Origin of the sequence: Mesorhizobium sp. ES1-4, from assembly GCF_020164745.1 — a bacterium.
In the GTDB taxonomy this organism is placed as follows: domain Bacteria; phylum Pseudomonadota; class Alphaproteobacteria; order Rhizobiales; family Rhizobiaceae; genus Mesorhizobium.
In genome coordinates this window covers 230,494-254,607 of the sequence record NZ_JAIUGV010000005.1, presented here as the reverse complement: position 1 = coordinate 254,607, position 24,114 = coordinate 230,494, and the positions used below count along the sequence as shown (strand labels likewise).

Below are 24,114 nucleotides of genomic sequence, written 5' to 3'. Positions count from 1 at the left end.
TCTTATGATTTCGTTGGGCCGGCGGCCTTACGCGGATAGTGCTTCGGAAAAGCCGCCGACAGGAATTCGTTCGCCGCCTGCAAGGCCGTCTCGCGGGTTGTGTCCTCGGTGCCCATCATCAACCGCAGCCACAAGCCTTCCAGCATGGCGTTGAGCGCCAGCGCCATGACCTGCGGCTCGTAGGCATAGCCGCCGTCCTGTTTCAGAGCCGCGCAAAGGTCGATGAAGATGTTTTGGTATACGGCATCCCGCGCGCTGCTCAGCGCCTGGTAGGTCGGCCGCGACTTGGCCTCACCCCAGAAGGCGCACCAGGCGGCGAGCTTGCGCTTGTTGCAGATCGAGCGATCGAAATCGGCCGCAACCAGGGCCTGGAGTTGGTCGGCGGGATCGGCGCCTGTCTTCTGCAAGGCATTGCGCCAATGCGCCGAGTATTCGTCATACATGTACTTCAAGGTCGCGACGAGCAGCTTTTCCTTGCTCTCGAAATGGAAATTGACGATGCCGCGCGACAGGCCGGCGCCATCGGCGACATCGGCCATCGTCGTTTCCGAATAGCCGCGCTTGGCGAGTGAATCGATCGTCGCCTCGATGAGCTGAAGCTGCCTGACCTCCTTCGAGGCCTTGCGCCCGCGCTTTTCGGATTCGGCCTTGCGTGCTGGTTCAAGGAGCGCGTCCCTGGCGTCTGCCGTTTTCATGCTTGTGATGGTCTCCAGCATCGCCGGCTATCCCTTTGCATCCGGCTTCCACCCGCGAAGATGAGTGGGACGGTGCTCGCCACTGTCAAGCACCTTCTGCATGGCTTCCCAGGTCCGTATGTTCTTGTCGACATAGGCCGCGCCGACCACGTCGGCAACGGCCCCGTAGAGCGGCCCCTTCAGCCTTTCGAGTTCCCCGCGCGCGACCTCGCGGTACCAGGGGTTGCGGTCCCTGACGATGACATCGGCAAGGCCCGCCTTGCGCATCGCTTGCGCATAGCGCGCCGGCGACGCCATGGCGAAAGACAACCCTTCCGCCGCCACATAGGCTTTCATCTCGGCCGACGGCTCGCCGTCATGCGAGATCATCCAGTTGGAGGCTGCAAAGACACCGCCCGGCTTCAGCACGCGAAAGATTTCGGCGAACAATGCGTCCTTGTCGGGCACGTGCAGCAGCGCGTCCTTGGAAAAGACGACATCGAAGGAGCGATCGGCAAAGGGCAGCGGCCCCGGCTGTCCCTGGATGAAGCTGGCCCTCTCCGCGAGCCCACGCATTGTGGCACGCTGCCTTGCCGCCTCGATTACTGGATGTTCGACATCAAAGCCGGTGGCGTGGGCAGCGCCATGGCGTTCGAGCAGGTGAAGCGCGATGCCCCCGGACCCGCAGCCGATATCGAGGATCGTCTTGCCTTCGAGCGAAAGCCCCTCGACCACCCGATCGACCTCTTCAGGCCCGCCCGGCGACAGGTAGCCGTCGCCCCACAGCGCCTCGAGGAAGCGGATAGCGGTGTCGTCATACTCCGGCCCGGCATCTGCCGTTTCGATCATCAGCCCTCGGTCCCCAATCGACGAATGCCTGTTTCGAACGCCGGCAAAGCGTAACCCATGTCTGGAAAAAGGCAATATCATTTGTTGAACATTCATTCAGAATGGCTGGACACAATGGCTGATGCCGTGCCAAATTCCAGGCAGTCGGGGACGGATCACGCAAAAATGAAGAGCGGGTCGCACATGAGAACTGGGCCACAATGAAAGCTTGGGATGCGATCATCATCGGCGGCGGGCACAACGGTCTGGTCAATGCCTGCTATCTGCAGCGCGCCGGTCTCGACGTGCTGGTGGTGGAGAAGAACGGCTGGGTCGGCGGTGCGGCAACCAGCCGTGAGCTGACGCCGGGCTTCCTCTATTCCAACTGCTCCTATGTCTGCTCGCTGTTCCGACCCGAGATCATGCGCGACCTCGAACTGCCGCGCTTCGGCCTGCAGGTGATTTCCTATGAGGGCGGCGCGGTGTTTACGCGAGATGGCGACTATCTCGCCAACTACCGCGACCACGACGCGCACCGGCGCGAATTCGCGCGCTTCTCCAAGCGGGATGCCGAGGCCTATGACCGCTACGCTCGCGACGTGACGCGGCAGTGCCGCTTCATCCAGCCGTTGTTGATGCGCACGGCGCCCGATCCCACCAGCCTCAAGCCGCGCGACCTTGGTGAACTGCTCTATCTCGGCAAGAAATTCGCTGGCCTGTCCGCCGAGGAGATGGCGCTGACGTTGCGCTTCTGGACCATGTCGATCTCGGAGTTCCTCGACGAATATTTCGAGACCGACGTCATCAAGGCGAATTTCGCGCTGTCCGGCATCATCGGCACAGCACTCGGGCCGATGTCGCCAGGCACTGCTTACGTGCTGCTCCACCATTATATGGGCGAGGTCGACGGATCGGTCGGCGCCTGGGGCTATGCGCGCGGCGGCATGGGCGCGGTGACCAAGGCGCTGGCAGCCTCCTTCCGGGCGTCCGGCGGCACGATCCGCACCGGCGCCGAAGTCGACCATGTGCTGGTGAGCCGCGGCAAGGCGAAAGGCGTCGTTCTGGCAGGCGGCGAGGAAATCCACGGCAAGCTCGTCGTCTCCAACGCCGACGTGAAGCGCACCTTCCTGAAGCTGGTCGAGGAGAAGGAACTGCCCGACATATTCCTGCGCCGGGTCAAGAACTTCAAGATTCGCGGGTCGTCCGGCAAGGTCAACATCGCGCTCGATTCGCTGCCGGAATTCCCGGCGCTGCCGAAGGATTCTCCGGTCTATCGCGGCGACATGCACTTCACCGATTCCATGGAGCGCATGGAGCGCGCCTATGACGACTGGAAGGCCGGCCGCTGGTCCACCGACCCCTTCCTCGACATGGTCATCCCGACGACGCTCGACCCGACCATGGCGCCGCCGGGAAAACATTTCATGAGCTGCTTCGTGCAGTACGCACCACCCAAGATCGCTGGTCGCGAGTGGACCGACGCCGATCGCGACGGCTTCGCCGAAAGCGTGATCGCACAGATCGCGGAATATTCGCCGGGTTTCCGCGACCGCATCGTCCACATGGAGGTGCGCACGCCGCGCGAAATCGAGGCTGAGGTCGGCCTCACCGAAGGCAACATTTTTCAAGGCGAATTGACCTTCGACCAGCTGCTGTTCAACCGCCCGGTGCCGGGTTACGCGCAGTACCGTTCGCCGCTCGGTGGCCTCTATATGTGCGGCTCCTCGACCCATCCCGGCGGCGGCGTCATGGGTGCGCCCGGCCGCAACGCCGCCGCCGAGATCCTTCGCGATCTCGCAAAATCCACCTCGCATATGAGCCCGGCCCATGACGTCATTTGATGCCATCGTTATCGGCGGCGGCCATAACGGGCTTGTCGCTGCCGCCACGCTGGCGAAGGCCGGCCGCAAGGTGCTGGTGCTGGAGGCCGGAGCTGAACTCGGCGGCGCCGCGCGCACCGAGGAATTCGCCCCTGGCTTTCGAGTCTCGTCAGTCGCGCATGTGCTGAACCGGCTGCATCCCGACGTGATGAAGACGCTGGAGTTGGAAAAGCACGGACTGCGAACCGTCCGCGCCGACTTCATCCCCTCAGTCGCGTTGTCGAGGGATGGCCCCCCGCTTGTCCTGCATGGCGCCTATGGCGAGGTGCTGACCGGCGCCAGTTCGTCTGAACAGTCCGCCTGGAAGGGATTGCGCGCGCAGCTCCTGCGCTATGCCGGCATCCTGAAACCCTTCCTCTCCCGACGCCCGCCTGATCTCGGCGCCATGTCGATGCTGGAGACCACTTCGCTCGGCCGGACCGCGCTGGCGCTGAAGAAGCTTGGCAAGGAAGACATGCGCGACTTCCTGCGCGTGCTTTTGATGAACGTCGCCGACCTGCTTGACGAGCAGCTCGCCGATGACAGGCTGAAAGGCTTGCTCGCCTTCGACGCCACGCTCGGCAGCCATCTCGGCCCGCGCTCGCCGACCTCGCTGCTCGGCCTCTATTATCGTCTGGCCGGAGAGATCGGCGGCGCGGCCGGAGCGCAATTGCTGCCGAAGGGCGGCATGGACGCGGTGGTCGCCGCCATCCGCACTGCTGCCGAAAAGGCTGGCGTCACGATCCGCACATCGGTGCCCGTCGCAAGGATCATTGTCGAGAAGGGCCGCGCCGTCGGCGTCGTCCTCGATAACGGCGAGGAGCTTCGCGCCAGGACGATCGTCTCCGCCATCAACCCGGCGACCACCTTCCTCGACCTTGTCGGACCGCGCGGAACCGATACCGGCTTCATGCGCAAGGTGAAAAATATCCGCATGAAGGGCGATGCCGCCAAGCTTCATCTGGCGCTCGACCGGACGCCGCAATTCTCTGGGGTCGATGCTGCCGGCAGCAAGGGGCGGCTCGTCGTCGCGCCCTCCACCGACCATGTCGAGCGTGCCTTCAACCCGTCCAAATATGGTGAATTCTCGCGCGAGCCGGTAATGGAAATCACCTTGCCCAGCCTCGCCGACCCGTCGCTGGCACCAGGCGGCGCCTGCGTGCTATCGGCCGTGGTGCAATACGCGCCCTATCAATTGAAAGAGGGTTGGGGCGCCGGCAAGCCGAAATTCCTCGAGGCAATCATGGCTCAGTTGGAAGCCTATGCGCCTGGCATCGGCAAAACCGTGCGCCATGCCGAGCTTCTGACGCCCGATGACATCGAGAAGCGCTACCGCATGCCGGGCGGCCACTGGCACCATGGCGAATTGCAGGCCGACCAAATGCTGATCTCGCGCCCGGTCACCGGCTGGTCGGGCTACGACACGCCGCTCGACGGGCTGTTCCTGGCCGGTGCGGGTTCGCATCCCGGTGGTGGTGTTTCGGGTGCGCCCGGCTTGAACGCCGCGCGGCGCATCATCGCGATGAAGGGCTAAGTCATGGCACAGGCGACCAGCAAGAAGCCCGCCGCAAGGACAGCCAATGCGGCTGTCGCCGAGCGAAGTGCGGCGCAATCACACTTCCGCACGCTGCGCCTCGGCACGCCCTTCCAGCCGCGCATCGACGCGCTGGCCAAAACCCAGGACTGGTACAATTGGGCCGGTTACCGTGCACCGCATTCGCTGTGGGACGAGGAACTGGAGTATTTCGCCATCCGGAGCCAGGCGGCGCTGTTCGACATCTCGCCGATGACCAAATACCGGATCGAAGGCCCGGACGCCGAAGCCCTGCTGGACCGCGTCACCTTGCGCGATGTCACCAAGCTCAGGCCAGGACGCGTTCATTACACCGCGTGGTGCGACGACGAGGGTTATGTCTTGGACGACGGCACGTTGTTCCGTCTCTCGCCGACACGCTTCCGCTTGTGTTCCCAGGAACGGCATCTGCCGTGGCTGCTGGACAGTGCCCTTGGTTTCGACGTCACCGTCGAGGAAGAGACCGAGGCCGTCGCCGGGCTCGCCTTGCAAGGCCCGACCTCCTTCGCCGTGCTGCGCGATGCCGGTTTCGCCGGCGTCGAGAAACTGAGAATATTCGACCTTGCCGAGTTTCCGCATGACGGCGGCACGGTCATCATTTCACGCACCGGGTTTACCGGAGATCTCGGCTACGAACTGTTCGTTCCGGCCGACAAGGCGCTGAGCCTGTGGGACCAGCTGATGAGCGCGGGTGAACCGCGCGGTGTCAGGGCGATTGGCTATACCGCGCTCAACCGCGCCCGGCTCGAAGCAGGGCTGATCGTCGCCAATGCGGATTTCACCACCGCCGAACACGCCATTCGTGCCGACCGCCCGCGCATGCCCGACGAGATCGGGCTGGGCTTCATGATCGATCTGGAGAAGGACCATTTCAATGGCCGCCGTGCCATCCTCGAAGCGAGGGCGAAACGCAAGCTTCGCCACGTGCTGGTCGGGCTCGAGATCGAGGGCAACATCCCGGCCGAGCACGCGATCGTCTACCACAAGAAGAGCCAGGAGATCGGCCTGGTCAGCGCCGCCATGTGGTCGCCGATGGCCAAGCGCAACATCGCCATCGCCTCGCTGGCGCGGCCCTATGGTGATACTGTCGTGGAAGACCTCTGGGTCGAGATCTACGCGATGCGCGAGCTGCGGTACCAGAAGCTGATGAAACGGGCCAAGGTCGTGGCGCGGCCCTTCATCAAGCTCGACCGCCGCACAGCCAACCCGCCGGCGGACTTCTGAGTATGACCGAGGAAGCGGGCAAGCAGCAGGAAGAGGGCGAAGCCGCCGAGCAGTGGGAGCTGGTCAACACGCCGCTCGGCGAGAAATGGTCGGGCCGCACGCGCTATGCCGCCGCCATGTTCTTCTACAAACGTGATGAGATGAGCGCAGAGACGCTCGAAGTCTACCGAATCTGCGCGCGGCTCGATGCGGAAAATCCGCTTCCGATCATTCGCGATCGTGGCGTCGGCAAGGACTGGCTGAAGCGCATGGGCTTCGAATAAGCCGTCTAACCAATCGTTCTTTCCAGCATGCCCAGCCAGTTGCGGTAGGCGATCTTTTCGATGAGCGCACGGCCGAAACCGCGCGCCGCCAGCGCATCGATGAGTTTTGGCAGGCCAGCGACGTCGCCGATGACGGCCGGGATCATGGCGCCGTCGAAATCCGAGCCGAGACCGACGCCGTCCTCGCCCAGAGCCTGCAGCAGGGAATCGATATGGCGCACCATGATGTCGAGGCTGGTGTCGGCGTTCATGCGGCCGTCCTCGCGCAGGAAGCCAGTGGCGAAGTTGAGGCCGACCATGCCACCGGACTCGCGGATCGCGCCGAGCTGCCAATCGGTGAGATTGCGCGAATGGCCGCAGATCGCGTGCACGTTGGAGTGGGTGGCGACGAGCGGTGCTTGGCTGAGCGCGGCGACATCGCGAAAACCTTTCTCGTTGAGATGCGAAAGGTCGATCATGATCTTCAGTTCATTGCAGGCCTTGACCAGCGCCTTGCCGGCATCGGTCAGGCCGGGTCCAGTGTCGGGCGAGGACGGAAAGCGGAACGGCACGCCGTGACCGAACGCATTCGGGCGGCTCCAGACGATGCCGAGCGAACGCAGGCCCGCGGCATGCAGAACGTCGAGCATGGTGAGTTCGGGATCGATCGCCTCGACGCCCTCGATGTGGAACACCGCGGCAATCGTGCCTTGCGCCATGGCATCGCGCACATCGCCCGCGCTGCGGCAGATCGCCAATGCGCCGGCGCGCTCCAGCCGGAACAGGATGGACGCCATCGCGATCGTCGAGTTGAGCGCATCGGCGCGCGGAACCTCGGGGGGCAGCGGCTCGCTGTCGCTCGGCGCCGAAGGCACGGCGCTGCGCCTGGCTTTCTCGACCGGAGGCGGGAAGATGGCGAACATGCCGCCGGCAAAGCCGCCGGCCTTGGCGCGCGGCAGGTCGATATGACCGCCCGATTTTCCTTCGATGAACAGCTTTTCGACGTCGCCGTCCTTGGCCTGATAGAGCCTCAGCAACGTGTCGTTATGGCCGTCGAAGACGGGTACAAGGTCGGATTCTGTCATGGGGAGGTCATTCGGTTCGTTCATCGGCGCGGGAGCGATACATCATACCCACTTAGGCAAGATGTGCTACCCGCGCAAATGACAAAGCCTGTCCGACCTTATTGCTTCAGCACGTCGGCCCATTCCGGATGGCGGCGAAACTGGGCGTTGGCGAACGGGCAGAGCGGGATGATCTTCTTGCCCGCGGCCCGCGCGTCCTCGACGGCGCGGGTGACGAGCCGAAGCCCGGCGCCCTGGCCGCGAAAGGCGTCCGGCACTTCCGTGTGGTCGATGATCAGCTGGTGCTCGCCGATCTTGGTGAAGGTCATCTCGGCCTCGGCGCCGCCGGGGCCGCGCAGGACGTAGCGGCCCTTGGAGCCGCGATCTTCCAGTTCTATCTCCGGCAGTTGATCGGGCATCTCTAGACTCCTTGGGCAACGCCGGCAAAAAGCCGCCGCGCCGCCTCGATTTCGTTTGGCCGCACCTCGTGCCCGCCTTCGTGCCACTCCACTGTGACATCGGCGCCATCGGCACGCAAATAGGCTTCCAGCCGCGCCGTCAGGTTCGGCGGGCAGATCGGATCGCGCCTGCCGGCGGTCACCAGGATGTGACGACCAGCAAGGCTGCCTTTCACCTCCGGCTCGAACGGAATCAGCGGATGCATCAGCACCGTGGCATCGAACAGTGCCGGCGCGGCAAACACCACCGAGGCCAGAATGTTGGCGCCGTTGGAATAGCCGAGACCCAGCACGGCCGACGGCTTCGCCGCCTCGACATGGGCCTTGACGAATTCAGCCATCCTGCCCGTCGCCCGCGCCAGGTCGTCCATGTCGTAGACGCCCTCGCCGGTGCGGCGGAAGAAGCGCGCGGCACCTTGCTCGGAAACGTCGCCGCGGGGCGAGATGATGGTCGCCTGGGGCACGAGATCGCGCCCCAGCGATACAAGCTGGCTCTCGTCGCCGCCCGTGCCGTGGAAGACGAACAGCAGCGGACCACCCGGCGAACCGGGCAGCACCTTGTGGATGAAAGCGTCCGTGCTCATCGCCTCAGCCCTCCAGCTTCTGCAGATGCTGTTCAAGATAGGGCCGCAGGTGCTGATGCTGCGTGGGCAACTTCAGTGCCTCGCCCAGATGGGCGGTGTCCTCATCACGGTCGAAGCCCGGCTCGTTGGTGGCGACTTCGAACAGCACGCCGCCTGGCGTGCGGAAATAGATCGCCCAGAAATAATCGCGGTCGATCACCGGCGTCACGCCATAACCTGTGTCGATCAGCGCCTTGCGCACTTCGAGCTGCTTGGCGCGGTTCTCGACGGCGAAGGCGACATGGTGGACGGAGCCGGCGCCGAGATCGGCGAAGGGAGCGGCCGGCAGCGATTCGATGTCGACGACGTTGGCACCGTTGCCATTCTTCACGGCAAGCCGCCTGACATTGCCCGACCTGTCGACCTCCTCGTAGCCCATGAACTTCAACAACTCCTCGGTGGCACCGCCATCCTTCAGCCTGAGCGAAACCGAGTGAAAGCCGCGGATCGCCTCGTCCGCGGGAATGCCGCCCTTCAACCAGGGCGCTCTGCCGTCGGCCTTGTCCTCGACGAGCGCGAAGCCGTCACCGTCCGGGCCGGCAAATCCGAGCCGCATCTCGCCGAAGCTCTCCTGGCGCGAGACGTTGGTCACGCCTTCGTCGCTAAAGCGTTTTTCCCAATAGGCGAGCGTGCCTTCCGGCACGGAATAGACCGTGGTGCCGACCTCGCCGACGCCGGGACGGCCCTTGCCGATGTTGGGAAACGGAAAATAGGTCATCACCGAACCCGGTGTGCCGGCCTCGTCGCCATAATAGAGATGGTAGACGTCGGGCGCGTCGAAATTGACTGTCTTCTTGACCCGGCGCAGACCGAGCTTGTGCGTGAAGAAATCATTATTCTGCCGTGCATCCCTGGCCATCGAGGTGACGTGATGCAGGCCCTTGATCTGGTCGAGCATGGTTTTTGCTCCTTCCCTTGGTGTTTGTGCGGCCCTCGCCGCTGTCCACGCCAATATGAGGACGCGATTGATTGCGGCAAAGGCCGCAAAGACAGAATGGACTGTGCTTTAAAAGTGAACAATAAGAAGACATCCGTTCACCATTCGGCCAACAGCCCGGTCTTGCGCGGCTGATGGAAATCGGTTCCATGTCTGCATTCGAACGTGCTGGCAAGGGGAGCGCAAGTGACTGGAAAAGGCAGGCGGCCAAATGTGCTCCTCATCACCTGCGACCAGTGGCGCGGCGATTGCCTGTCGGCTGCCGGCCATCCCCAGGTGAAGACGCCGAATGCCGATGCGCTGGCCGCCGAGGGCGTGCTGTTCAAGCGCCATTACGGCGGCGCGGCCCCGTGCTCGCCCGCGCGCGCCTGCCTCTACACGGGCCTCTACCAGATGAACAACCGTGTCTGCCGTAACGGGACGCCGCTTGATGCCCGCCACGGCAATATCGCGCTTGCCGCACGCAGCGTCGGTTACGACCCGACCTTGTTTGGCTACACCGATGTGTCGCTCGATCCGCGCCAGCTTGCGCCGGCCGATCCACGGTTGCGCAGCTATGAAGGCGTGCTGCCCGGCTTCACGGTGCGCCAATTGCTGCCCGAAGATCAGAAGCAGTGGTTGTCCTGGCTGAAGCAGCAGGGCATCGACGCCAGCGCTGGAAGCCCTGACATCCATCGTCCCATGGGCGAGGCGGACGGCGCGGTGACTGAAGCACCGCCTGTCTACTCGAAGGACCAGACGCCAACGGCCTTTCTTGCCGGCGAATTCATCCGCTGGCTGGGTGAGCAAGAGGAGGCGGCGCCATGGTTTGCGCATCTTTCCTTTATCAGCCCGCATCCGCCCTTCGTCGTGCCGGAACCGTACAACACCCAGTACGACCCGGCGGACGGCCCCGCTTTTCATCGGGCGGAAAGCTGGCGCGCCGAATCTCAGGCCCACCCTTACATCGCCTATGACCTTGGCCGGCAGGAACGCGCAAAGTTCCGCCCCGGCGCCACGGGCAAGGTACACGACTGGAGCGAGGATGATTTCCGCCGCATCCGGGCAATCTATTACGGCATGATCTCGGAGGTCGACGCGCAGCTTGGCCGCCTATGGCAGGCGCTGAGGGCCGAAGGCGCGTGGGACAACACCATCATCGTGCTCACCTCCGACCACGCTGAAATGATGGGCGAACATTTCATGCTGGGCAAGGGCGGCTATTTCGACGGCAGCTACCACATCCCGCTGATCGTCCGCGACCCACGCCACCGCAAGGCCGCCGGCAGCACTGTCGATCGCTTCACCGAAGCGGTGGATATTTTGCCTACGCTCATCGATCTGCTCGGCGTGGCTCCCGAACCGCATCTCGACGGGTGCTCGCTGAAACCCTTCCTGAGCGGCGGAACCCCCGCCGCATGGCGTGACGCCGCGCACTGGGAGTTCGACTTTCGCTCGATCGCCGACGGTGAAGCCGAACGGCACTTCGGCATTGCCTCGCGCCAGTGCAACCTCGCGGTCATCCGCACGAAGAAATTCAAATACGTGCATTTTGGCGGCGGCCTGCCGCCCCTGCTTTTCGACATGGAGGCAGACCCTGGCGAATTGAAGAACCTCGCCGGCAGTCCGGCACATCGTTCCACCCGGCTGGAATTCGCCGAAAGGCTGCTTGCCTGGCGGGCCGAACATCTCGACCAGTCACTTGCGCTCTCGCAACTCACTGAAAACGGAATCGCAGGATATGCCAGGTCGTCGCATGCGGGGCGGTAGGGAATTTCCCTACCGCCCCGTATTATTGCCTACTGAACGAGACGCTGCTCGTCGCGCTTCGCGGTGTAGGAGCCCTTGTCGTAAGCCGGCTGCTTGTCAAGCTGCTCCTTGGTGAAGGTCGTATAAAGGTACTTCTTGCCGTTCTTGTCGGTCATGAACTTCAAGTTGTCCATGCCGATCGCGACCTCCTTCGACCCGATGCCGAGGAAGCCGCCGACATCGACGATGACGGCATCGGGTTTCTTGTCGGGCATCAGCACGACGTCGCCGATCTCGCCGACCTTGGCGTCGTTGGCGCCGTATACGGTCGTGCCTTTCAGATCCTCGCCCCTGATCTCGCCAAGCGGCATTTCCGTCAGCGTCGACTTGTCGATGGCCGCGGTCTGCGTCTGGTCGGGTGCCGTAGCGTCAGCCGGCGCCGCCGCCGTCTTGTCCGCCGGAGCGGCAGCGGGAGCTGTCGCTGCGGAAGGTGCCGTGGCGGGGGCGGTTGCCGCCGGCTCGTTCGATGCCGTCGTAGCCGGCATCGGGTCGTAGGCCTTGCGGTCGAAGGCCGGCTGCGCCTGCAGCTCTTCCTTGGTGGTCTGAGCCACCAGCCAGCGCTCACCATCCTTCTGTGCCCACTTTGCCTTGGCAAAATCATAGGCGACGTTCTTTTCCCCCATGCCCAGGAAGCCGCCGACACCGATAATCAGCGACTGAGCCTTGCCGTCCTTGGTCAGCACGATGTCGTTGACGTCGCCGATCTTCTGCGCGTCGTTGCCGGTGCCGTTGTAGACGTCTTCACCGATGATGTTTGTGGCGAGGTTGCCGTCAGCCTGTTTCACCGGCTGTGCATTCATGTCGGCGGGCTTCTGGGCGGTGTCAGTCGACGTGGCCGGTGCCTGGGTGCTCGCCGATGTGGCAGGGGCCGGCGCATAAGCCTTGCTGTCGAACTCCGGCTGCGCGGTCAGCTCGTCCTTGGTCGTCTGCGCAACAAGCCAGCGGTCGCCGTTCTTCTCGGCCCATTGCAGCTTGTTATAGTCGAAGGCGACGTTCTTGGTCCCGACGCCAAGGAAGCCGCCGACGCCGATGATCACGGATTTCGCCATGCCATCCTTGTCGAAGACGACGTCGGACACCTTACCTATATTTTCGGCATTGTCGCCGGTGCCATTATAGACCGACGCGCCGATAATATTGGTGACGATGCTGCCTTCAGCGCGCTGAACAGGCGCGGCAGTCGGCTCCTGGGCAGCAGGTTGGTTCGCGGGGGCCGGGGTCGCGGCGCTCTGCGCGAAGGCGCCGGTTGCAACCATTGTCGCAAGGGCAGTCGTCGCTAAAAGGGTGCGGATCATGGTAATCTCCTCGTGCCTGATTTCGTGTGCCGCACGCCGTTCCCCCACTGCTGGGAGATCGGATGCGGCGCTTCTACAGGTTCACAACGTCGTGACTATGCTGTTGTTCCGACAAAAATCCGCAAGAATTCCGGAACCAAAACCACGAAGCGGATACCTGACGGCCAGTCGGCGAAACCCTGGACTCCGGCCCTGTTTCGGCCCGTAAAGGAACCTTTCTGCGGTTCGCAGCGTTTCAGCCCTCGGCTGGGCGCGGCCCGGCCTAGTCCTCATTGAGCAGTGGAGCGGGGCATGAAATTCGCGGCGGTGCTGAACCGGGACGGCGGCACCTTGCGCACCACCGATCTGGCAGCTTTTTCCGACCGGATGCGTCAGACGCTGGAAGCGGCGGGCCACTCTCTCAGCATCGAAGTCGTTGCCGGCAAGGAGATCGCGGAAACCCTCGACAGGGCTGCATCGCGCCGCGCCGTCGATGTCGTACTGGCCGGTGGCGGCGACGGCACCATCTCAGCGGCGGCGGCAAGGCTGATGAATAAGAAAAAGGCCCTCGCCATACTGCCGGCCGGCACGATGAACCTGTTTGCCCGTAGCCTTGGCATTCCACAGTCGCTCGATGCAGCGCTGGAGTCCTTCGCCGATGGCGAAATCATCGCGGTCGACATGGCCACGGCCAACGGCCAGCCTTTCGTCCACCAATTCTCGATCGGCATGCATGCCAGGATGGTGCAGTTGCGCCAGGGAATGGAATTCGGGTCGCGCCTTGGCAAGATCGGTGCTTCGGCCAAAGCGGCCTGGGAAACGATCAAGAACCCGCCGGCTATGAACGTCACGCTCGGCATTGGCGATGCCGAGGTGACGGCGCGCGTATCAGGGATCGCCGTCACCAACAATCTTTTCGGCGAAGGCCATTTGCCGTACGCCGACAACCCAGCCGGCGGCGTGCTTGGCATTTATGTCACGGTGGCGAAGCAGCGTGCCGAATTGGTCAAGTTCTTATTCGACGTGGCGCGCGGCAAATGGCGCGACAACGAGCACGTAGAAATCCACCAGGCAGACCGTGCAGTGCTACAAATTCATTCCGGCGGCAGAAGGTTTCGCGCCGTCATGGACGGCGAACTGGTCAGGCTCGATCCAAAGACGATAATCGAAATCCGGCCCGGAGCGCTCAACGTCCTGGTGCCCGCCCGCATTGCCGAGGCAAAAGCTGCCTGATGCGGACCCTGGCCTTGACGCAATCCGTGGCGATGATGGCCGGAAATCTAGCCGCCGTTCGGCGCATTTCCTTGCTCGGTGGCCGGAGTCTTTGCCGTTTCGCCATACATTTCAGCGACACCCCAAGCCACGAAGGCTAGAAGCAGCGCCGCGATCAGGATACGCAAGCCGTGCCAACCCCAACGCCCCTGGCGTGCTTTGTTTTCAGGAATGGTCTTGGTCATGGTCGGCCCTCGTCTCGTTATGCGCCAACCAGCGCAGTCGGTAGATCACCGTCGGGTAACGGTTCCTTGCTAGGATGGTTCCGGGCGGGCCAGGGCCAAAACGGCCACGCATTGGGGACTTGGGTGAATAGCAAGGCTGAAACAGTGCGCCGTCTGCCGGCCGAAGTCGTCCGCGCGGTGAAGGATGAAGACCGGCTCGCCGTGCTGCACGGGCTGGAGATGCTGGATACCGCGGCCGACCCGGATTTCGATCGTGTCACCAGCGTTGCCACTGCCGTGATGCAAGTGCCCGTCGCGCTGGTTACGCTCGTCGATATCGAGCGGCAATAGTTCAAGTCCCGCGTCGGCCTGAACGAGACCGCAACGGCGACCGACATCTCTTTCTGCGCCCATGCGATCGCGGCGGGAGACGAACCGATGGAGGTGGCCGATGCGACCATCGACCCGCGCTTCAAGGCCAATCCGCTTGCCCCACCCGAGCGGCAGGGCTTCGGCTCGATCCCTCATCCGGCGCAGTCTGGCCAAGGTCATTTCGAGCGAAGTAATCCATGAATTTCGGCGCGATGGGGTCTTCGCCGAAATATCGATGGGGCTAGAAGATCTGTCGAAGTGACACGAGGCAGGTCGCCGGCGCTGCTATCCCTCGCCGGCATCCGGATGGTCGGTGTCGGACTTCACGTTCTCACGGTAGATGGCATAAGCCACGAGTGCCACGGCCGGACCGAGAATAACCCCGAGCCCAGCTTTTCCCTTGAGCCCACCTGTTGCCTTGAGCAAGCTCGGCAGCACCGCGAGGGCCGCCGTAATGCCGATCGCCTTCATGTCGGCCTTGCGCCGCCTTGCCTCGCGACGGACGCGGACGCCCGACATCAGCCAGTGGGTCAGAAGAATGAGGCCGGCGATCACCAGAAAGCCGACACCGAAACCAATCGCGGCGGCGAGCGATCCATAGCGCGCCGATGTCCAGATATAGGCCGCCCCGACCAGAAAGCCGAGGCCGCAGAATGTCGCCAGGGCGGCAAACGCATAGGCGATCGCAGCCCTACGCGCGCGCCGCACGGCTGCGATTGTTTCACCCGAGGCGAGACCCGAGAGCAGAGAAGCCAGCAGTCCCATCTCGGCGGAACTAGCGACGCGCGAGCAGCGCGAAAAGGAAGCCCACGCCAGCGGCGATTGCCAGCGACGTCACCGGCTTTTCCCGTACGCTTGCCACCATCTGCGCCTCGATGTCCCTGGCGTTGCCGCGCAGACTGTCGAAGGCCGCTTCGCCTTGGGCACGCAACTGCTCGACGCCGTCGGCCGCCGCCCGGCGCGCCGTGCCGTAGCCGTGTTCGCCAGTCTTGGCCAGTTGTTTGGTGAGCTTGTCGATATCCGCCTTCAACTGCCTGATATCGGCTTCGAGATCCGGATTCGTCCGCGCTTCGTTGACGGTCTTCCCTGCGGCGGTTGTCATTGCTTAACTCCTTGTGATTGCTCGATTTCAAACGCGCCGTGCGTCTCAAGGTTCCGATGCCGCTACAAACTACCCGAAAACCCGGCCACGCGCACCCGATCAGCCTCATCCCGGCAAGAAGTGCCGCGTCAGATCAATGGCCGGCGGCTCTCGCCCAGCCCTTCCCAGCCGGCAAGCTGCTTCAAGCCTTCAATGTCGATGACGCCGCAACCGCCGTCGCGCCAGACGATCAACCGGCGGTCCATCAGCTTGCGGATGGTCTTGTTGGTGTGAACCAGCGACAGGCCAAGCGTATCGGCGATGTGCTGCTGCGTGATCGGTATCTGGATGGACTGCTTGCCGTTCAACCCGACGACCTTGGCGCGGCTGGCGATGAAGGCGATGAGGTAGGCGGCGCGCTCGATCGCGCTGCGGCGCCCGAGACTGAGCAGGTTCTCGTCCAGCATCCGCTCTTCACGCGACGCGATCCAGGTGATGTCGTAGGCGAGACCCGGATGGTTACGGTAGAGTTCATGCAGGTTATCACGTTCGAACACGCAAAGCAGCATTGGCGACATTGCCTCCACGGAATGCTGCATTTCCCCCATGACGCTGCCTTGCAGGCCGATGAGGTCGCCCGGCATAAGATAGTTGAGGATCTGGCGGCGGCCGTCCTGCAGCAGCTTGTAGCGAAACGCCCAGCCGGACAACACCGTGTAAAGATGCGCGCTGTGACTTCCTTCCACGAGGACCGTGGCACCCTTGTCGACCGCGAGTTCTCCTTTCTTGAACTTGCTGATGAAGGCCAGTTCCTGTTTCTCGAACTCCCGGAATGCCGGCAGGGGCCGTAACGGGCACTGCTCGCAAGCGTACTGCCGGGTTGCAAAAGCGCGCCCGATCTGGCTTGGCATTTCGCCCCCCTCTCTTGCAAGACCCGCAGCCGGCAGGTCCATTTTACGCGCTTGACCGAAATCGGCCTTTCACCCCCAGCACATGTCTTTTTTAAATGACAACACACCAAATTGCGATCATGAATCCCGGCGTTTCAAGGAGCGATTGCCTGTGCCCCAATTACTTGACGGATTGCGCATTCTTGTCTTGGAGGACGAATTCCTCATAGCCATGGATGTCGAGCAACTCTGCCGCGACCACGGTGCGGGTGAAGTCGTGGTCGCGCGCGACCTGGCCGAAATCGATGGCCGCAAGGTCGCGACGGATTTCGACGCCGCGATCGTCGATCTGATGCTGGGCGGCGCCTCGACGCTCGAATTCGCCGCGGGCCTGCGTGAGACCGGCGTGCCGTTCGTATTTGCGTCCGGCTATTCGGATGCGGACGAGATCAAGGCATCTTTCCCCGGCGTGAGGCTGGTCACCAAGCCCTATTCAGGAGCGGACCTCGTCGAAGCCGTGGCGATGGCCTACGGTCGAGACTCCCAAGGCCAGACCTGAAGCCTCGAGGGTCGACTGCCTTCGTCATCCGGCCCGCATCTCAATGCGCCGCCGTGACCTGGGCCGAGATAGCATCGGGACCATACTCGTCCTCGCCGGAGATTTTCAGGATTTCCTGCAGGCGTGTGCGGGCCCTGCTGACGCGGCTCTTGATGGTCCCGACCGCGCAGCCGCAGATTTCGGCGGCCTCCTCGTAGGAGAAGCCCGATGCACCGATCAGGATGATGGCTTCACGCTGGTCCTCCGGCAATTGCTCGAGAGCGCCGCGAAAATCCTTGAGGTCGAGCTGGCCGTGCTGGGCCGGATGCACCGCAAGCCGAGCCGTCATGATGCCGTCGCTGTCCTGAACCTCGCGGCCGCGCTTGCGCATCTGCGAATAGAATTCGTTGCGCAGGATTGTGAAAAGCCATGCCTTGAGATTGGTGCCGGGCTGAAAGCTCTCATGCTTGTCCCAGGCCTTGACCAGCGTTTCCTGAACGAGGTCGTCGGCCTTGTCGGCATTTTGCGTCAGCGACACGGCAAAGGCCCGCAAGCTGGGGATAGCCCCAAGCAGATCGGCCTTGAAGCCTTGGGAGACCGCTGCCATGCCTCAGTCCTTCTTCTGTGCGGGTTCGGCTTGTTCCAGCTGGCTGAGCAACCGGGCGAAGCGATCCGGCACATTGTCGGAGACCAGCTCGTCGTAATATTGTTTGAGTTTGCGTCCGATTTCGGAGTTGGCCCCAAGCGGGTCGCCGACGCCGTCCCGGCGCCTGCCCGCAGCGCCAGCCAGAATATTCTTTGTCATGTCCTTCATTTCGCCCTTATATTCCCAGAACTCAAGCCGCTAATCACACAACACAAGGCAAGCGGCACCCTCGTCTGGTTGCCCATCCCGACGCTAAAACGCAACCGCCACCGATTCGTTCCATGCGAACGGAACTTTTTCCGAAAAGCCGCGTTGTTGCTCCGGGCTTGCAATCGGCAGGCCGCTATCTTTTCAATCGCGTCATCTGAGGGAAACGTCCACCATGAGCCTGTCCGCCACCATCGCTCCGCATCTTCCTTTCCTGCGGCGCTTTTCGCGTGCCGTCTCGGGATCGCAGGAGAGCGGCGACGCGCTGGTCGCCGCAATGCTTGAGGCCATCATTGCCGATATCGACATTTTCCCGGACGCGTCGAGCGACCGGATCGCCTTGTACAAGGTGTTCGCCAAGCTCTTCACATCGGTCGCCATCCGCGTTCCGCAGGAGCAGACACAATCGGGCTGGGAGCAGCGCGCGGCCGCCAATCTCAATGCGATCGCGCCACTTCCCCGGCAGGCTTTCCTGCTGGTTGCCGTCGAAGGTTTCAGCGAGGACGAAGCGGCTGAAATCCTCGATGTCGGTGACGAGCAGTTCAGCGAGTTGCTCGCGCAGGCAAGCAACGAGATTTCGCGTCAGGTGGCGACCGACATACTGATCATCGAGGATGAACCGCTGATTGCCATGGACATAGAGGAGATGGTCGAGAGCCTCGGTCACCGGGTGGTGGGGACGGCGCGCACTCATGCCGAAGCGGTGACGATGTTTGGCAAGACCCGGCCCAAGATGGTGCTGGCCGACATCCAGCTCGCCGACGGCAGCTCAGGCATCGAGGCCGTGAACGAAATCCTCTCGTCGACATCGGTGCCGGTGATCTTCATCACCGCCTTTCCCGAGCGTCTCCTGACCGGAGAGCGCCCCGAGCCAGCCTTCCTCGTGACCAAGCCGTTCAACCCCGACATGGTGAAGGCGCTGATCAGCCAGGCATTGTTCTTCGACCGGCAGGCCAAGGCTGCCGCATAGGTCGCGGCGTTCACAAGCCGGACAAGGAAATCAAAGGCCGCGGGATGCGATGCATCCGGCGGCCTTTTGACATGCCGCATCGACCGGCGGCGAATTTCCAGCCCGCGCCGTCCGGAAGATTTGCAAGCACCGTCTTTTTCGGCGAATGGTGGAACAAACCGCATCAAACCACGTTTTTACCGCAGCATTCGAAGGAGATGAACCATGCTTTACTGGGCGCTCGTATTTCTCGTCGTGGCGATTATAGCCGGCGCTCTGGGCTTCGGCGGCATCGCCGGCACATCCGCCGGCATCGCGCAGATATTGTTCTTCATCTTCCTCGCCTTTCTGGTCATTTCTCTACTGGCCGGCCTGTTCAGGCGGGCGTGAGCGAACACTGGAAGCCGCACCCCTCAAACGGTTTCCAGCCACCGCCGGGCGGCGTCCTTCAATGGATACCGTCCGGCGGACCGCTTTAGAGGGAAACCATTTGAGGGTAAGCCGTTCAGCCCGGGTTGGGTGGACAGATTGACCGATGGGTTCCAGGACTTCAGATAGAACGGAAGGCACACGGAGCGACGAAGTCATCGCGCTGCATCCCGCTGAAAGCGGCATGCAGCTTGGGCGGGCTCTTCTTCATGCGCTTCACAATGCAGGCATTTCGGTCCTTTATCAGGATCGCGAGATGAAGACCGTATGGGCTCGCAACATGCGCGCACCCTGGGTCTCTAACGAAGCCGAGGGTAATGGCATCCTATCGATGGCGCAGGCCGACCGTATCGGCGCCGCCAAGCGCGATGTGGTCGCGACCGGCGATCCTCAGCGCCTTGAAATCAGTGTTCCGGTCGAGAATGGCGTTCGTTGGTTCCAGGTCTGGATCGATGCCGACCGAGGCGACGACGGCGATGTGCATGGCGTCGTCACCACCATGGTCGAGACAACCGAGCAGAAGCGGCGCGAACAGACACTGACGACGCTGCTGCGTGAAGTCAGCCATCGCTCGAAGAACCTGCTGGCGATCATCCAGAGCATCGCGACTCAGACCGGTCGCTATTCCGACGGTATCGGCGACTTCCTGACGCGCTTCCGCGGTCGGCTGCAGTCGCTGGCCTCCTCCCAGGATCTGGTGACATCCTCCAACTGGCGAGGGGCAGCCCTGCATGAACTGGTGGCGAGCCAGGTCGGCCGCTACGGGATAAACCCGGCGCAGAGCCTTCGCTTCCGTGGCGCCAATCCCTACCTCAATCCCAACGCCGCGCTGCATATCGGCCTGGCGATGCATGAACTTGCCGTCAACTCCGTCAGCTACGGCGCCTTGTCCCGGCCGGATGGTTTCGTGGAGGTCACCGCCGACCTCAACGCCGCCGCCTCGGGGGAGGTCGCGCTGTCCTTGACTTGGGCCGAAACGACAGGAACCAGCGGCGACGGGGTCGGTCAAAGACGCTTTGGCAGCGTCGCGTTGGAGCGTGTGGTGCCAGCGTCCTTGAACGGCTCCGCGAACCTCGACATAGGCGGCGGTCGCCTTGAATACCACCTTGTCGTTCCGCACAGCAATTTCGAAACGCAGTAAGAGCCTCGGCAAGCAGCGATTCTTAACCGGCTGTTCACCACGAGGACGGATGCTGTTTTTCCCGGATACCGCCGGAACCCGCACCGTCTTCGGACATTTGTTGGCGAGGCTTGCAGTGCGGTACGGGAGGAAGGTCTTGACGGTTGCCGACATCAACAGACTGGAACAAGCCGCCCGCATTTCGATGGGCGAATTTCTGGAATCCGAATCCTCCGTGGAAACGCTCCCCGAAGCGGGCAAAGGCTTGATGAAGGGGACCGTTCTTGCCTTGGCCACGATAACATTGCTGGCCGTTCTCTGGCATTTGGCCTGACTTAAGTCCTGCTCTCCTCACTGCCCCGCCCGTTTAAGTCGCCCGGTCGGCGACGTCGCAGCGATGCGACCTAGGGAGCCGCGATTTTCCGAAGTATTCGCGTAACACCATTGGAATGACAGGAACTTTTTGACGATGTCGGCCGTTATTGCGGCCAGAGGACACCTGTCATGGAACACATAGCCGCGTTGTTGCTGGTGATCGGCTGCTCGAACACGATGGGCGAATGTCGGGAGTTGCAAGTGCCTGTGAGTGTTTTTGCGACTGCTGACGAATGCACCGCCGAGCGCCCCTTCGCCATGGGCGACGTGCAGGGGCAAGCGCCGCATGTCGTCGCCAAATGTCTCGCCGTCGATCCCGCATTGGAGGACGACTACGATCAAATCGTCTGGAAGGTGCGGCCAGACGGCAGCCTCGACGCTTCGTTGGCAATTTCCAACGTCGTCATGGCATCGAACGCGATCCGCCCAGAAAAGGACTACCCTAGCCAACAATAATTGGAGCAGCAAAGGCCGTCGTTTCGTGCTAAATGGCGGTTGCAGCTTACTAAAGTGTGGACACAAGTGAGGAGCGACTCAATGCGGAAAATACTTATTGCCATGGTTGCGGTGGTAGCCGTCAGCGGCTGTACCACGACCGAGCAGGACGTGGTCGGCGGCGGCTTGATCGGTGCGGGCGTGGGCGGGTTGGTCGGCGGCGGCAAGGGCGCGCTGATCGGCGCGGCTGTCGGTGCCGGGTCCGGCTTGCTGGTTCGCAACCTGCGCAACGGCTACTGCGTGTATCGCCGTCATAACGGCACGACCTACCAAGCCCGCTGCAACTAATTCAGCGATTGGAGCAATCCAGGAGCGGCTCGGTGGCTACATCAAACCACTGAGCCGCTCTGTAAACACAGATCCGGAGGCTATATGCGGTCTCCGGATCTTGTGCGCGCTGCCGATGACGATGTTTAGCCGACCAAAGGAATTCTGATCTCCACCTTCAGGCCGTCAGCCTGGAAATCGCGCTTGATGGTGCCGCGCAATTCGCGCGTTACGTTGAGGTCGATCAGTTTGGTGCCGAATCCGGTCACGGCTGGCGCCTCGACTTTCTCTTTTCCAGCTTCCCGCCAGTTGAGCGCCAGCGTCCGCTCGCGCCCACGCCCTTCCAGCGACCAGTCCACTTTCAGCGCCCAGTCTCCCTTGGAAGAATTGGCGGAATTGCCGACCTCGCCGTATTTCAGCGCATTGGTTGCGAGTTCATGAAAAGTCAGGCCAAGCGCCTGCGTCGTGGTTTCGTCGAGCAGCACCTCCGGGCCTGACAGGAGCCCCTCCGGCAGTTCCTTGCCGAACACTTGGCCAAGCTCGATGCGCAGGAGATCGGCAAGATCGGCTTTCTGCCAACGCGAGCGCGTCAACATGTCCTGCGAGGCGGCCATCGCCTGGAGCCTGGCCGCGAAGGAAGCGGAGAACTCATTGACGTCGGTTGCCCGCGAAGCCGTCTGACGCGCGATCGCCAGCACCCTGGTGATGGAGTTCTTGATGCGATGCTTCATCTCCTGCAGCATCAGGTCCTTTTCGAGCAGGCTCTTTTCCGTTGTCTCGTGCAAGGCCGACACCGCGTCATAGGCCCGCTCCTGGTAGCGCGCCACCAGCGCGATGGCGCCGGCCAGGAGCAAGCCGAACAGCCCCAGCATCACCGGGATGGCACGCGACGACGGCTGCGAGAACGCACTGGTCGGCCTGAACAGCACGGTCCACGGACGCCCAGCTACCGTGATCTTGCGGGCGACCAGCAGCCTGTCGCCAAAGGATGAAACCGGCGGCGTCTCCGACTGGAACAACAGATTGTCCTCGTTCACCGCTCCGTCATAAATCTCCGTGTTGACTGGCAGCAGCGGCGTACGGCTCAGCGCGACCTGGAACAGGTCGCGGGCCCGGAAGGCCGCATAGAGAAAGCCGGCGGTCGAGGATCGCGATGCGTTGATGACCTCCGGCGCCGTTTCGACATTGAGCCGCACGAAGACCAGGAAGCCGGTGAAGGTCTGCCCAGCGCCCGTGCCCTGGCCCAGTTGCACCAGCCCGCTTGCATGCTGCTGGTCGTCGGCCATCGCCTTTTCGATTGCCGCGCGCCGCACCGGCTCGCTGAACATGTCGTAGCCGATGCTGGCCTGGTTGGACGGATCCAGCGGCTCGAAAAGCGTGATCGGCGTGCGCCAGGGCTGCGTTGTGTCCGGATAGACCGGATGGCTGGCGCCGAAATCGTGGAGGATGTCGCGCTCGACCGCTGCCTCGTCGCCCGTCTTGACGAGCCGCAGGAACCCGATGCCACGCAGGCCGGCGAAATTGTTGTCGACATCCAGCGCCTTGAAGAAGGCCTTGAACTCGTTCTGGGAAATATCACCGTTGCGCGCGTCGAACAGGGCCTGCATCGAGCGCAGCAGCGACAGATGCAGGTCGATGCGGCTCTCGATTCGGTTGAGGGCGTCATCGGCCGACCCTTCGAACTTGATGCGGGCGGCTTCCTGCGTCGCAAAATAAGCAAATCCCGCCATGGTCATGCTGATCAATGCAACGGCGATGAACGCAACGATTGGAAAAAGCTTTTTCAACGGATGATGCGGTCCATGAGCAAAACGGGACCTTTATGGGCAAGTCGCCGGGCCAACACAATGGTCAGGCCAAGCCATAGTGATCACTGGCATATCACGTGAACGGCAACGGGCGTGCCGCGCGGCCTGCCCGGCCGCGTCCCGCCTCAGGCGGCGACCTTCAGCGCACCCGGCCCCGGTATGGCGCCTGGAGGACATTTGCCCAGGATGATCATGCCCAGCACCTCGTCCTGGGTGACATCCGTGGTGCGCGCCGTGCCGACGACCTGGCCGTTCTTCATCACACAGACCCTGTCGGCCAGCTCGAACACGTCGTGGATGTCGTGGCTGATCAGGAATATGCCGATGCCGTCGGACTTGAGCTGCCTGACCAGTTCGCCGACCTGTGCCGTTTCCTGGGGGCCGAGTGCCGCCGTCGGCTCGTCCATGATCAGGATGCGGGCGTTGAACAGGATGGCGCGTGCGATCGCCACCGACTGCCGCTGTCCGCCCGACAGTTTGATCACCGGCTCCTTGAAGCGCTGGAAGCGGGGATTGAGCCGCCCCATCACCTTGCGCGCCTCGGCCTCCATGGCGACGTCGTCGAGCGTGCCCCAGGCGGTCATCAACTCGCGGCCGAGGAACAGATTGGCGGCGGCATCGACATTGTCGGCCAGCGCCAGCGTCTGGTAGATCGTCTCGATGCCATATTTCTTGGCGTCGCGCGGGTTGGAGATCGCCACCTGCTCGCCATTGACGAAGATCTGGCCGGAGTCGCGCTTGTAGGCGCCGGACAGGATCTTGATCAGCGTCGACTTGCCGGCGCCGTTGTGGCCGAGCAGCGCCACGACCTCGCCGGGAAAAAGATCGATCGAGGCGTCGTCGACGGCGCGGATGCCGCCGAAAGCGATCGAGATGTTGCGCATGTCGACCAGCGGGGTGCCCGTGGCGGCAGTTGTGGGGGCAGTTGCGGAAGCGGTTTTGTGAGCCATGATCGTA

General features: G+C 62.8%; 28 protein-coding genes and 1 pseudogene. 14 read left to right on the top strand and 15 right to left on the bottom strand.

Features of this window, described 5'->3' with window-relative positions:
• Positions 1-2: 2 nt before the first annotated feature.
• Together betI and LB556_RS11845 are read right to left on the bottom strand one after the other, a co-directional pair.
• Positions 3-716 carry a transcriptional regulator BetI gene (gene betI, locus LB556_RS11850; protein ID WP_411908580.1) on the bottom strand — a complete coding sequence of 238 codons (714 nt, stop codon included), beginning with the start codon at positions 714-716 and terminating at the stop codon, positions 3-5.
• Positions 717-722: 6 nt separating this feature from the next.
• Positions 723-1,523: a class I SAM-dependent methyltransferase gene (locus tag LB556_RS11845; protein WP_224567147.1), complete on the bottom strand. Its 801-nt coding sequence runs from the start codon at positions 1,521-1,523 to the stop codon at positions 723-725.
• Positions 1,524-1,723: 200 nt separating this feature from the next.
• Between LB556_RS11845 and LB556_RS11840 the strand changes: the two genes are divergently transcribed.
• From LB556_RS11840 to LB556_RS11825, 4 genes are read left to right on the top strand one after another with little or no spacing between them, the layout of a single operon-like run.
• Positions 1,724-3,343, top strand: coding sequence for a phytoene desaturase family protein (locus LB556_RS11840; RefSeq protein ID WP_224567145.1), 1,620 nt, complete (start codon positions 1,724-1,726; stop codon positions 3,341-3,343).
• Positions 3,330-4,895: a phytoene desaturase family protein gene (locus tag LB556_RS11835; RefSeq protein WP_224567142.1), complete on the top strand. Its 1,566-nt coding sequence runs from the start codon at positions 3,330-3,332 to the stop codon at positions 4,893-4,895. Before LB556_RS11840 ends, LB556_RS11835 begins: the two co-directional genes overlap by 14 nt.
• A 3-nt stretch (positions 4,896-4,898) precedes the next feature.
• Positions 4,899-6,158 (top strand): aminomethyltransferase family protein, encoded by a 1,260-nt coding sequence (locus LB556_RS11830; RefSeq protein ID WP_224567139.1) that lies wholly within the window; start codon positions 4,899-4,901, stop codon positions 6,156-6,158.
• Positions 6,159-6,160: 2 nt separating this feature from the next.
• A complete protein-coding gene (locus tag LB556_RS11825) occupies positions 6,161-6,421 on the top strand; it encodes a hypothetical protein (RefSeq protein ID WP_224567136.1) in 261 nt (86 codons plus the stop codon).
• A gap of 5 nt (positions 6,422-6,426) precedes the next feature.
• On the opposite strand, the gene LB556_RS11820 is transcribed toward LB556_RS11825, so the two are convergent.
• The 4 genes from LB556_RS11820 to LB556_RS11805 all read right to left on the bottom strand — a co-directional run bounded on the left by LB556_RS11820 (position 6,427) and on the right by LB556_RS11805 (position 9,443).
• Positions 6,427-7,485 (bottom strand): dipeptidase, encoded by a 1,059-nt coding sequence (locus LB556_RS11820; protein WP_224567133.1) that lies wholly within the window; start codon positions 7,483-7,485, stop codon positions 6,427-6,429.
• Between the two features lie 98 nt (positions 7,486-7,583).
• Positions 7,584-7,883 (bottom strand): GNAT family N-acetyltransferase, encoded by a 300-nt coding sequence (locus LB556_RS11815; RefSeq protein ID WP_140708095.1) that lies wholly within the window; start codon positions 7,881-7,883, stop codon positions 7,584-7,586.
• A gap of 2 nt (positions 7,884-7,885) precedes the next feature.
• Positions 7,886-8,506: an alpha/beta hydrolase gene (locus LB556_RS11810; RefSeq protein ID WP_224567131.1), complete on the bottom strand. Its 621-nt coding sequence runs from the start codon at positions 8,504-8,506 to the stop codon at positions 7,886-7,888.
• A gap of 4 nt (positions 8,507-8,510) precedes the next feature.
• Positions 8,511-9,443, bottom strand: coding sequence for a VOC family protein (locus tag LB556_RS11805; RefSeq protein WP_224567129.1), 933 nt, complete (start codon positions 9,441-9,443; stop codon positions 8,511-8,513).
• 225 nt (positions 9,444-9,668) lie between these two features.
• On the opposite strand from LB556_RS11805, the gene LB556_RS11800 reads away from it, so the two are divergent.
• Positions 9,669-11,231 (top strand): alkaline phosphatase family protein, encoded by a 1,563-nt coding sequence (locus LB556_RS11800; RefSeq protein ID WP_224567127.1) that lies wholly within the window; start codon positions 9,669-9,671, stop codon positions 11,229-11,231.
• A gap of 29 nt (positions 11,232-11,260) precedes the next feature.
• Here LB556_RS11800 and LB556_RS11795 read toward each other — a convergent pair whose 3' ends face one another.
• A complete protein-coding gene (locus LB556_RS11795; protein WP_224567124.1) occupies positions 11,261-12,565 on the bottom strand; it encodes a PRC-barrel domain-containing protein in 1,305 nt (434 codons plus the stop codon).
• A 291-nt stretch (positions 12,566-12,856) separates the two neighbouring features.
• On the opposite strand from LB556_RS11795, the gene LB556_RS11790 reads away from it, so the two are divergent.
• Positions 12,857-13,777 carry a diacylglycerol/lipid kinase family protein gene (locus LB556_RS11790; protein WP_224567122.1) on the top strand — a complete coding sequence of 307 codons (921 nt, stop codon included), beginning with the start codon at positions 12,857-12,859 and terminating at the stop codon, positions 13,775-13,777.
• A gap of 47 nt (positions 13,778-13,824) precedes the next feature.
• Here the strand turns inward: LB556_RS11790 and LB556_RS11785 are convergent, their stop codons facing one another.
• On the bottom strand, positions 13,825-14,001 hold the full coding sequence (locus LB556_RS11785; protein WP_224567119.1) for a hypothetical protein: 177 nt from the start codon (positions 13,999-14,001) through the stop codon (positions 13,825-13,827).
• Positions 14,002-14,145: 144 nt separating this feature from the next.
• On the opposite strand from LB556_RS11785, the pseudogene LB556_RS11780 reads away from it, so the two are divergent.
• A pseudogene (locus tag LB556_RS11780) lies at positions 14,146-14,469 on the top strand (histidine kinase); the annotation flags it as partial.
• Positions 14,470-14,637: 168 nt separating this feature from the next.
• Here the strand turns inward: LB556_RS11780 and LB556_RS11775 are convergent.
• From LB556_RS11775 to LB556_RS11765, 3 genes are all read right to left on the bottom strand, one after another.
• Positions 14,638-15,117, bottom strand: coding sequence for a hypothetical protein (locus tag LB556_RS11775; RefSeq protein ID WP_224567116.1), 480 nt, complete (start codon positions 15,115-15,117; stop codon positions 14,638-14,640).
• Between the two features lie 10 nt (positions 15,118-15,127).
• Positions 15,128-15,454, bottom strand: coding sequence for a YqjD family protein (locus LB556_RS11770; RefSeq protein ID WP_224567114.1), 327 nt, complete (start codon positions 15,452-15,454; stop codon positions 15,128-15,130).
• Between the two features lie 128 nt (positions 15,455-15,582).
• Positions 15,583-16,344, bottom strand: coding sequence for a Crp/Fnr family transcriptional regulator (locus LB556_RS11765; RefSeq protein ID WP_224567112.1), 762 nt, complete (start codon positions 16,342-16,344; stop codon positions 15,583-15,585).
• Between the two features lie 151 nt (positions 16,345-16,495).
• Between LB556_RS11765 and LB556_RS11760 the strand changes: the two genes are divergently transcribed.
• Complete coding sequence (locus LB556_RS11760; RefSeq protein ID WP_224567109.1) at positions 16,496-16,882, top strand: response regulator; 387 nt, start codon at positions 16,496-16,498, stop codon at positions 16,880-16,882.
• A 40-nt stretch (positions 16,883-16,922) separates the two neighbouring features.
• On the opposite strand, the gene LB556_RS11755 is transcribed toward LB556_RS11760, so the two are convergent.
• Together LB556_RS11755 and LB556_RS11750 are read right to left on the bottom strand one after the other, a co-directional pair.
• Positions 16,923-17,468: a sigma-70 family RNA polymerase sigma factor gene (locus tag LB556_RS11755; protein ID WP_224567108.1), complete on the bottom strand. Its 546-nt coding sequence runs from the start codon at positions 17,466-17,468 to the stop codon at positions 16,923-16,925.
• A 3-nt stretch (positions 17,469-17,471) separates the two neighbouring features.
• Complete coding sequence (locus LB556_RS11750) at positions 17,472-17,675, bottom strand: NepR family anti-sigma factor (protein WP_224567107.1); 204 nt, start codon at positions 17,673-17,675, stop codon at positions 17,472-17,474.
• A gap of 214 nt (positions 17,676-17,889) precedes the next feature.
• Here LB556_RS11750 and LB556_RS11745 point away from each other — a divergent pair, with 214 nt between their 5' ends.
• The 6 genes from LB556_RS11745 to LB556_RS11720 all read left to right on the top strand — a co-directional run bounded on the left by LB556_RS11745 (position 17,890) and on the right by LB556_RS11720 (position 21,370).
• Positions 17,890-18,684 (top strand): response regulator, encoded by a 795-nt coding sequence (locus LB556_RS11745; protein ID WP_224567106.1) that lies wholly within the window; start codon positions 17,890-17,892, stop codon positions 18,682-18,684.
• A gap of 204 nt (positions 18,685-18,888) precedes the next feature.
• Positions 18,889-19,053: a DUF1328 domain-containing protein gene (locus LB556_RS11740; RefSeq protein WP_010911886.1), complete on the top strand. Its 165-nt coding sequence runs from the start codon at positions 18,889-18,891 to the stop codon at positions 19,051-19,053.
• 145 nt (positions 19,054-19,198) lie between these two features.
• Positions 19,199-20,233, top strand: a complete 1,035-nt coding sequence (locus LB556_RS11735; protein ID WP_224567105.1) for a sensor histidine kinase — start codon at positions 19,199-19,201, stop codon at positions 20,231-20,233.
• Between the two features lie 136 nt (positions 20,234-20,369).
• Positions 20,370-20,546, top strand: a complete 177-nt coding sequence (locus tag LB556_RS11730; RefSeq protein ID WP_224567104.1) for a hypothetical protein — start codon at positions 20,370-20,372, stop codon at positions 20,544-20,546.
• Positions 20,547-20,716: 170 nt separating this feature from the next.
• A complete protein-coding gene (locus LB556_RS11725) occupies positions 20,717-21,043 on the top strand; it encodes a hypothetical protein (protein ID WP_224567103.1) in 327 nt (108 codons plus the stop codon).
• 81 nt (positions 21,044-21,124) lie between these two features.
• Positions 21,125-21,370: a YMGG-like glycine zipper-containing protein gene (locus LB556_RS11720; RefSeq protein WP_224567102.1), complete on the top strand. Its 246-nt coding sequence runs from the start codon at positions 21,125-21,127 to the stop codon at positions 21,368-21,370.
• 125 nt (positions 21,371-21,495) lie between these two features.
• On the opposite strand, the gene LB556_RS11715 is transcribed toward LB556_RS11720, so the two are convergent.
• Together LB556_RS11715 and LB556_RS11710 are read right to left on the bottom strand one after the other, a co-directional pair.
• Positions 21,496-23,136, bottom strand: a complete 1,641-nt coding sequence (locus LB556_RS11715; protein ID WP_224567101.1) for a CHASE domain-containing protein — start codon at positions 23,134-23,136, stop codon at positions 21,496-21,498.
• A gap of 146 nt (positions 23,137-23,282) precedes the next feature.
• Positions 23,283-24,107, bottom strand: a complete 825-nt coding sequence (locus LB556_RS11710) for an ATP-binding cassette domain-containing protein (RefSeq protein ID WP_224567099.1) — start codon at positions 24,105-24,107, stop codon at positions 23,283-23,285.
• Positions 24,108-24,114: the final 7 nt, after the last annotated feature.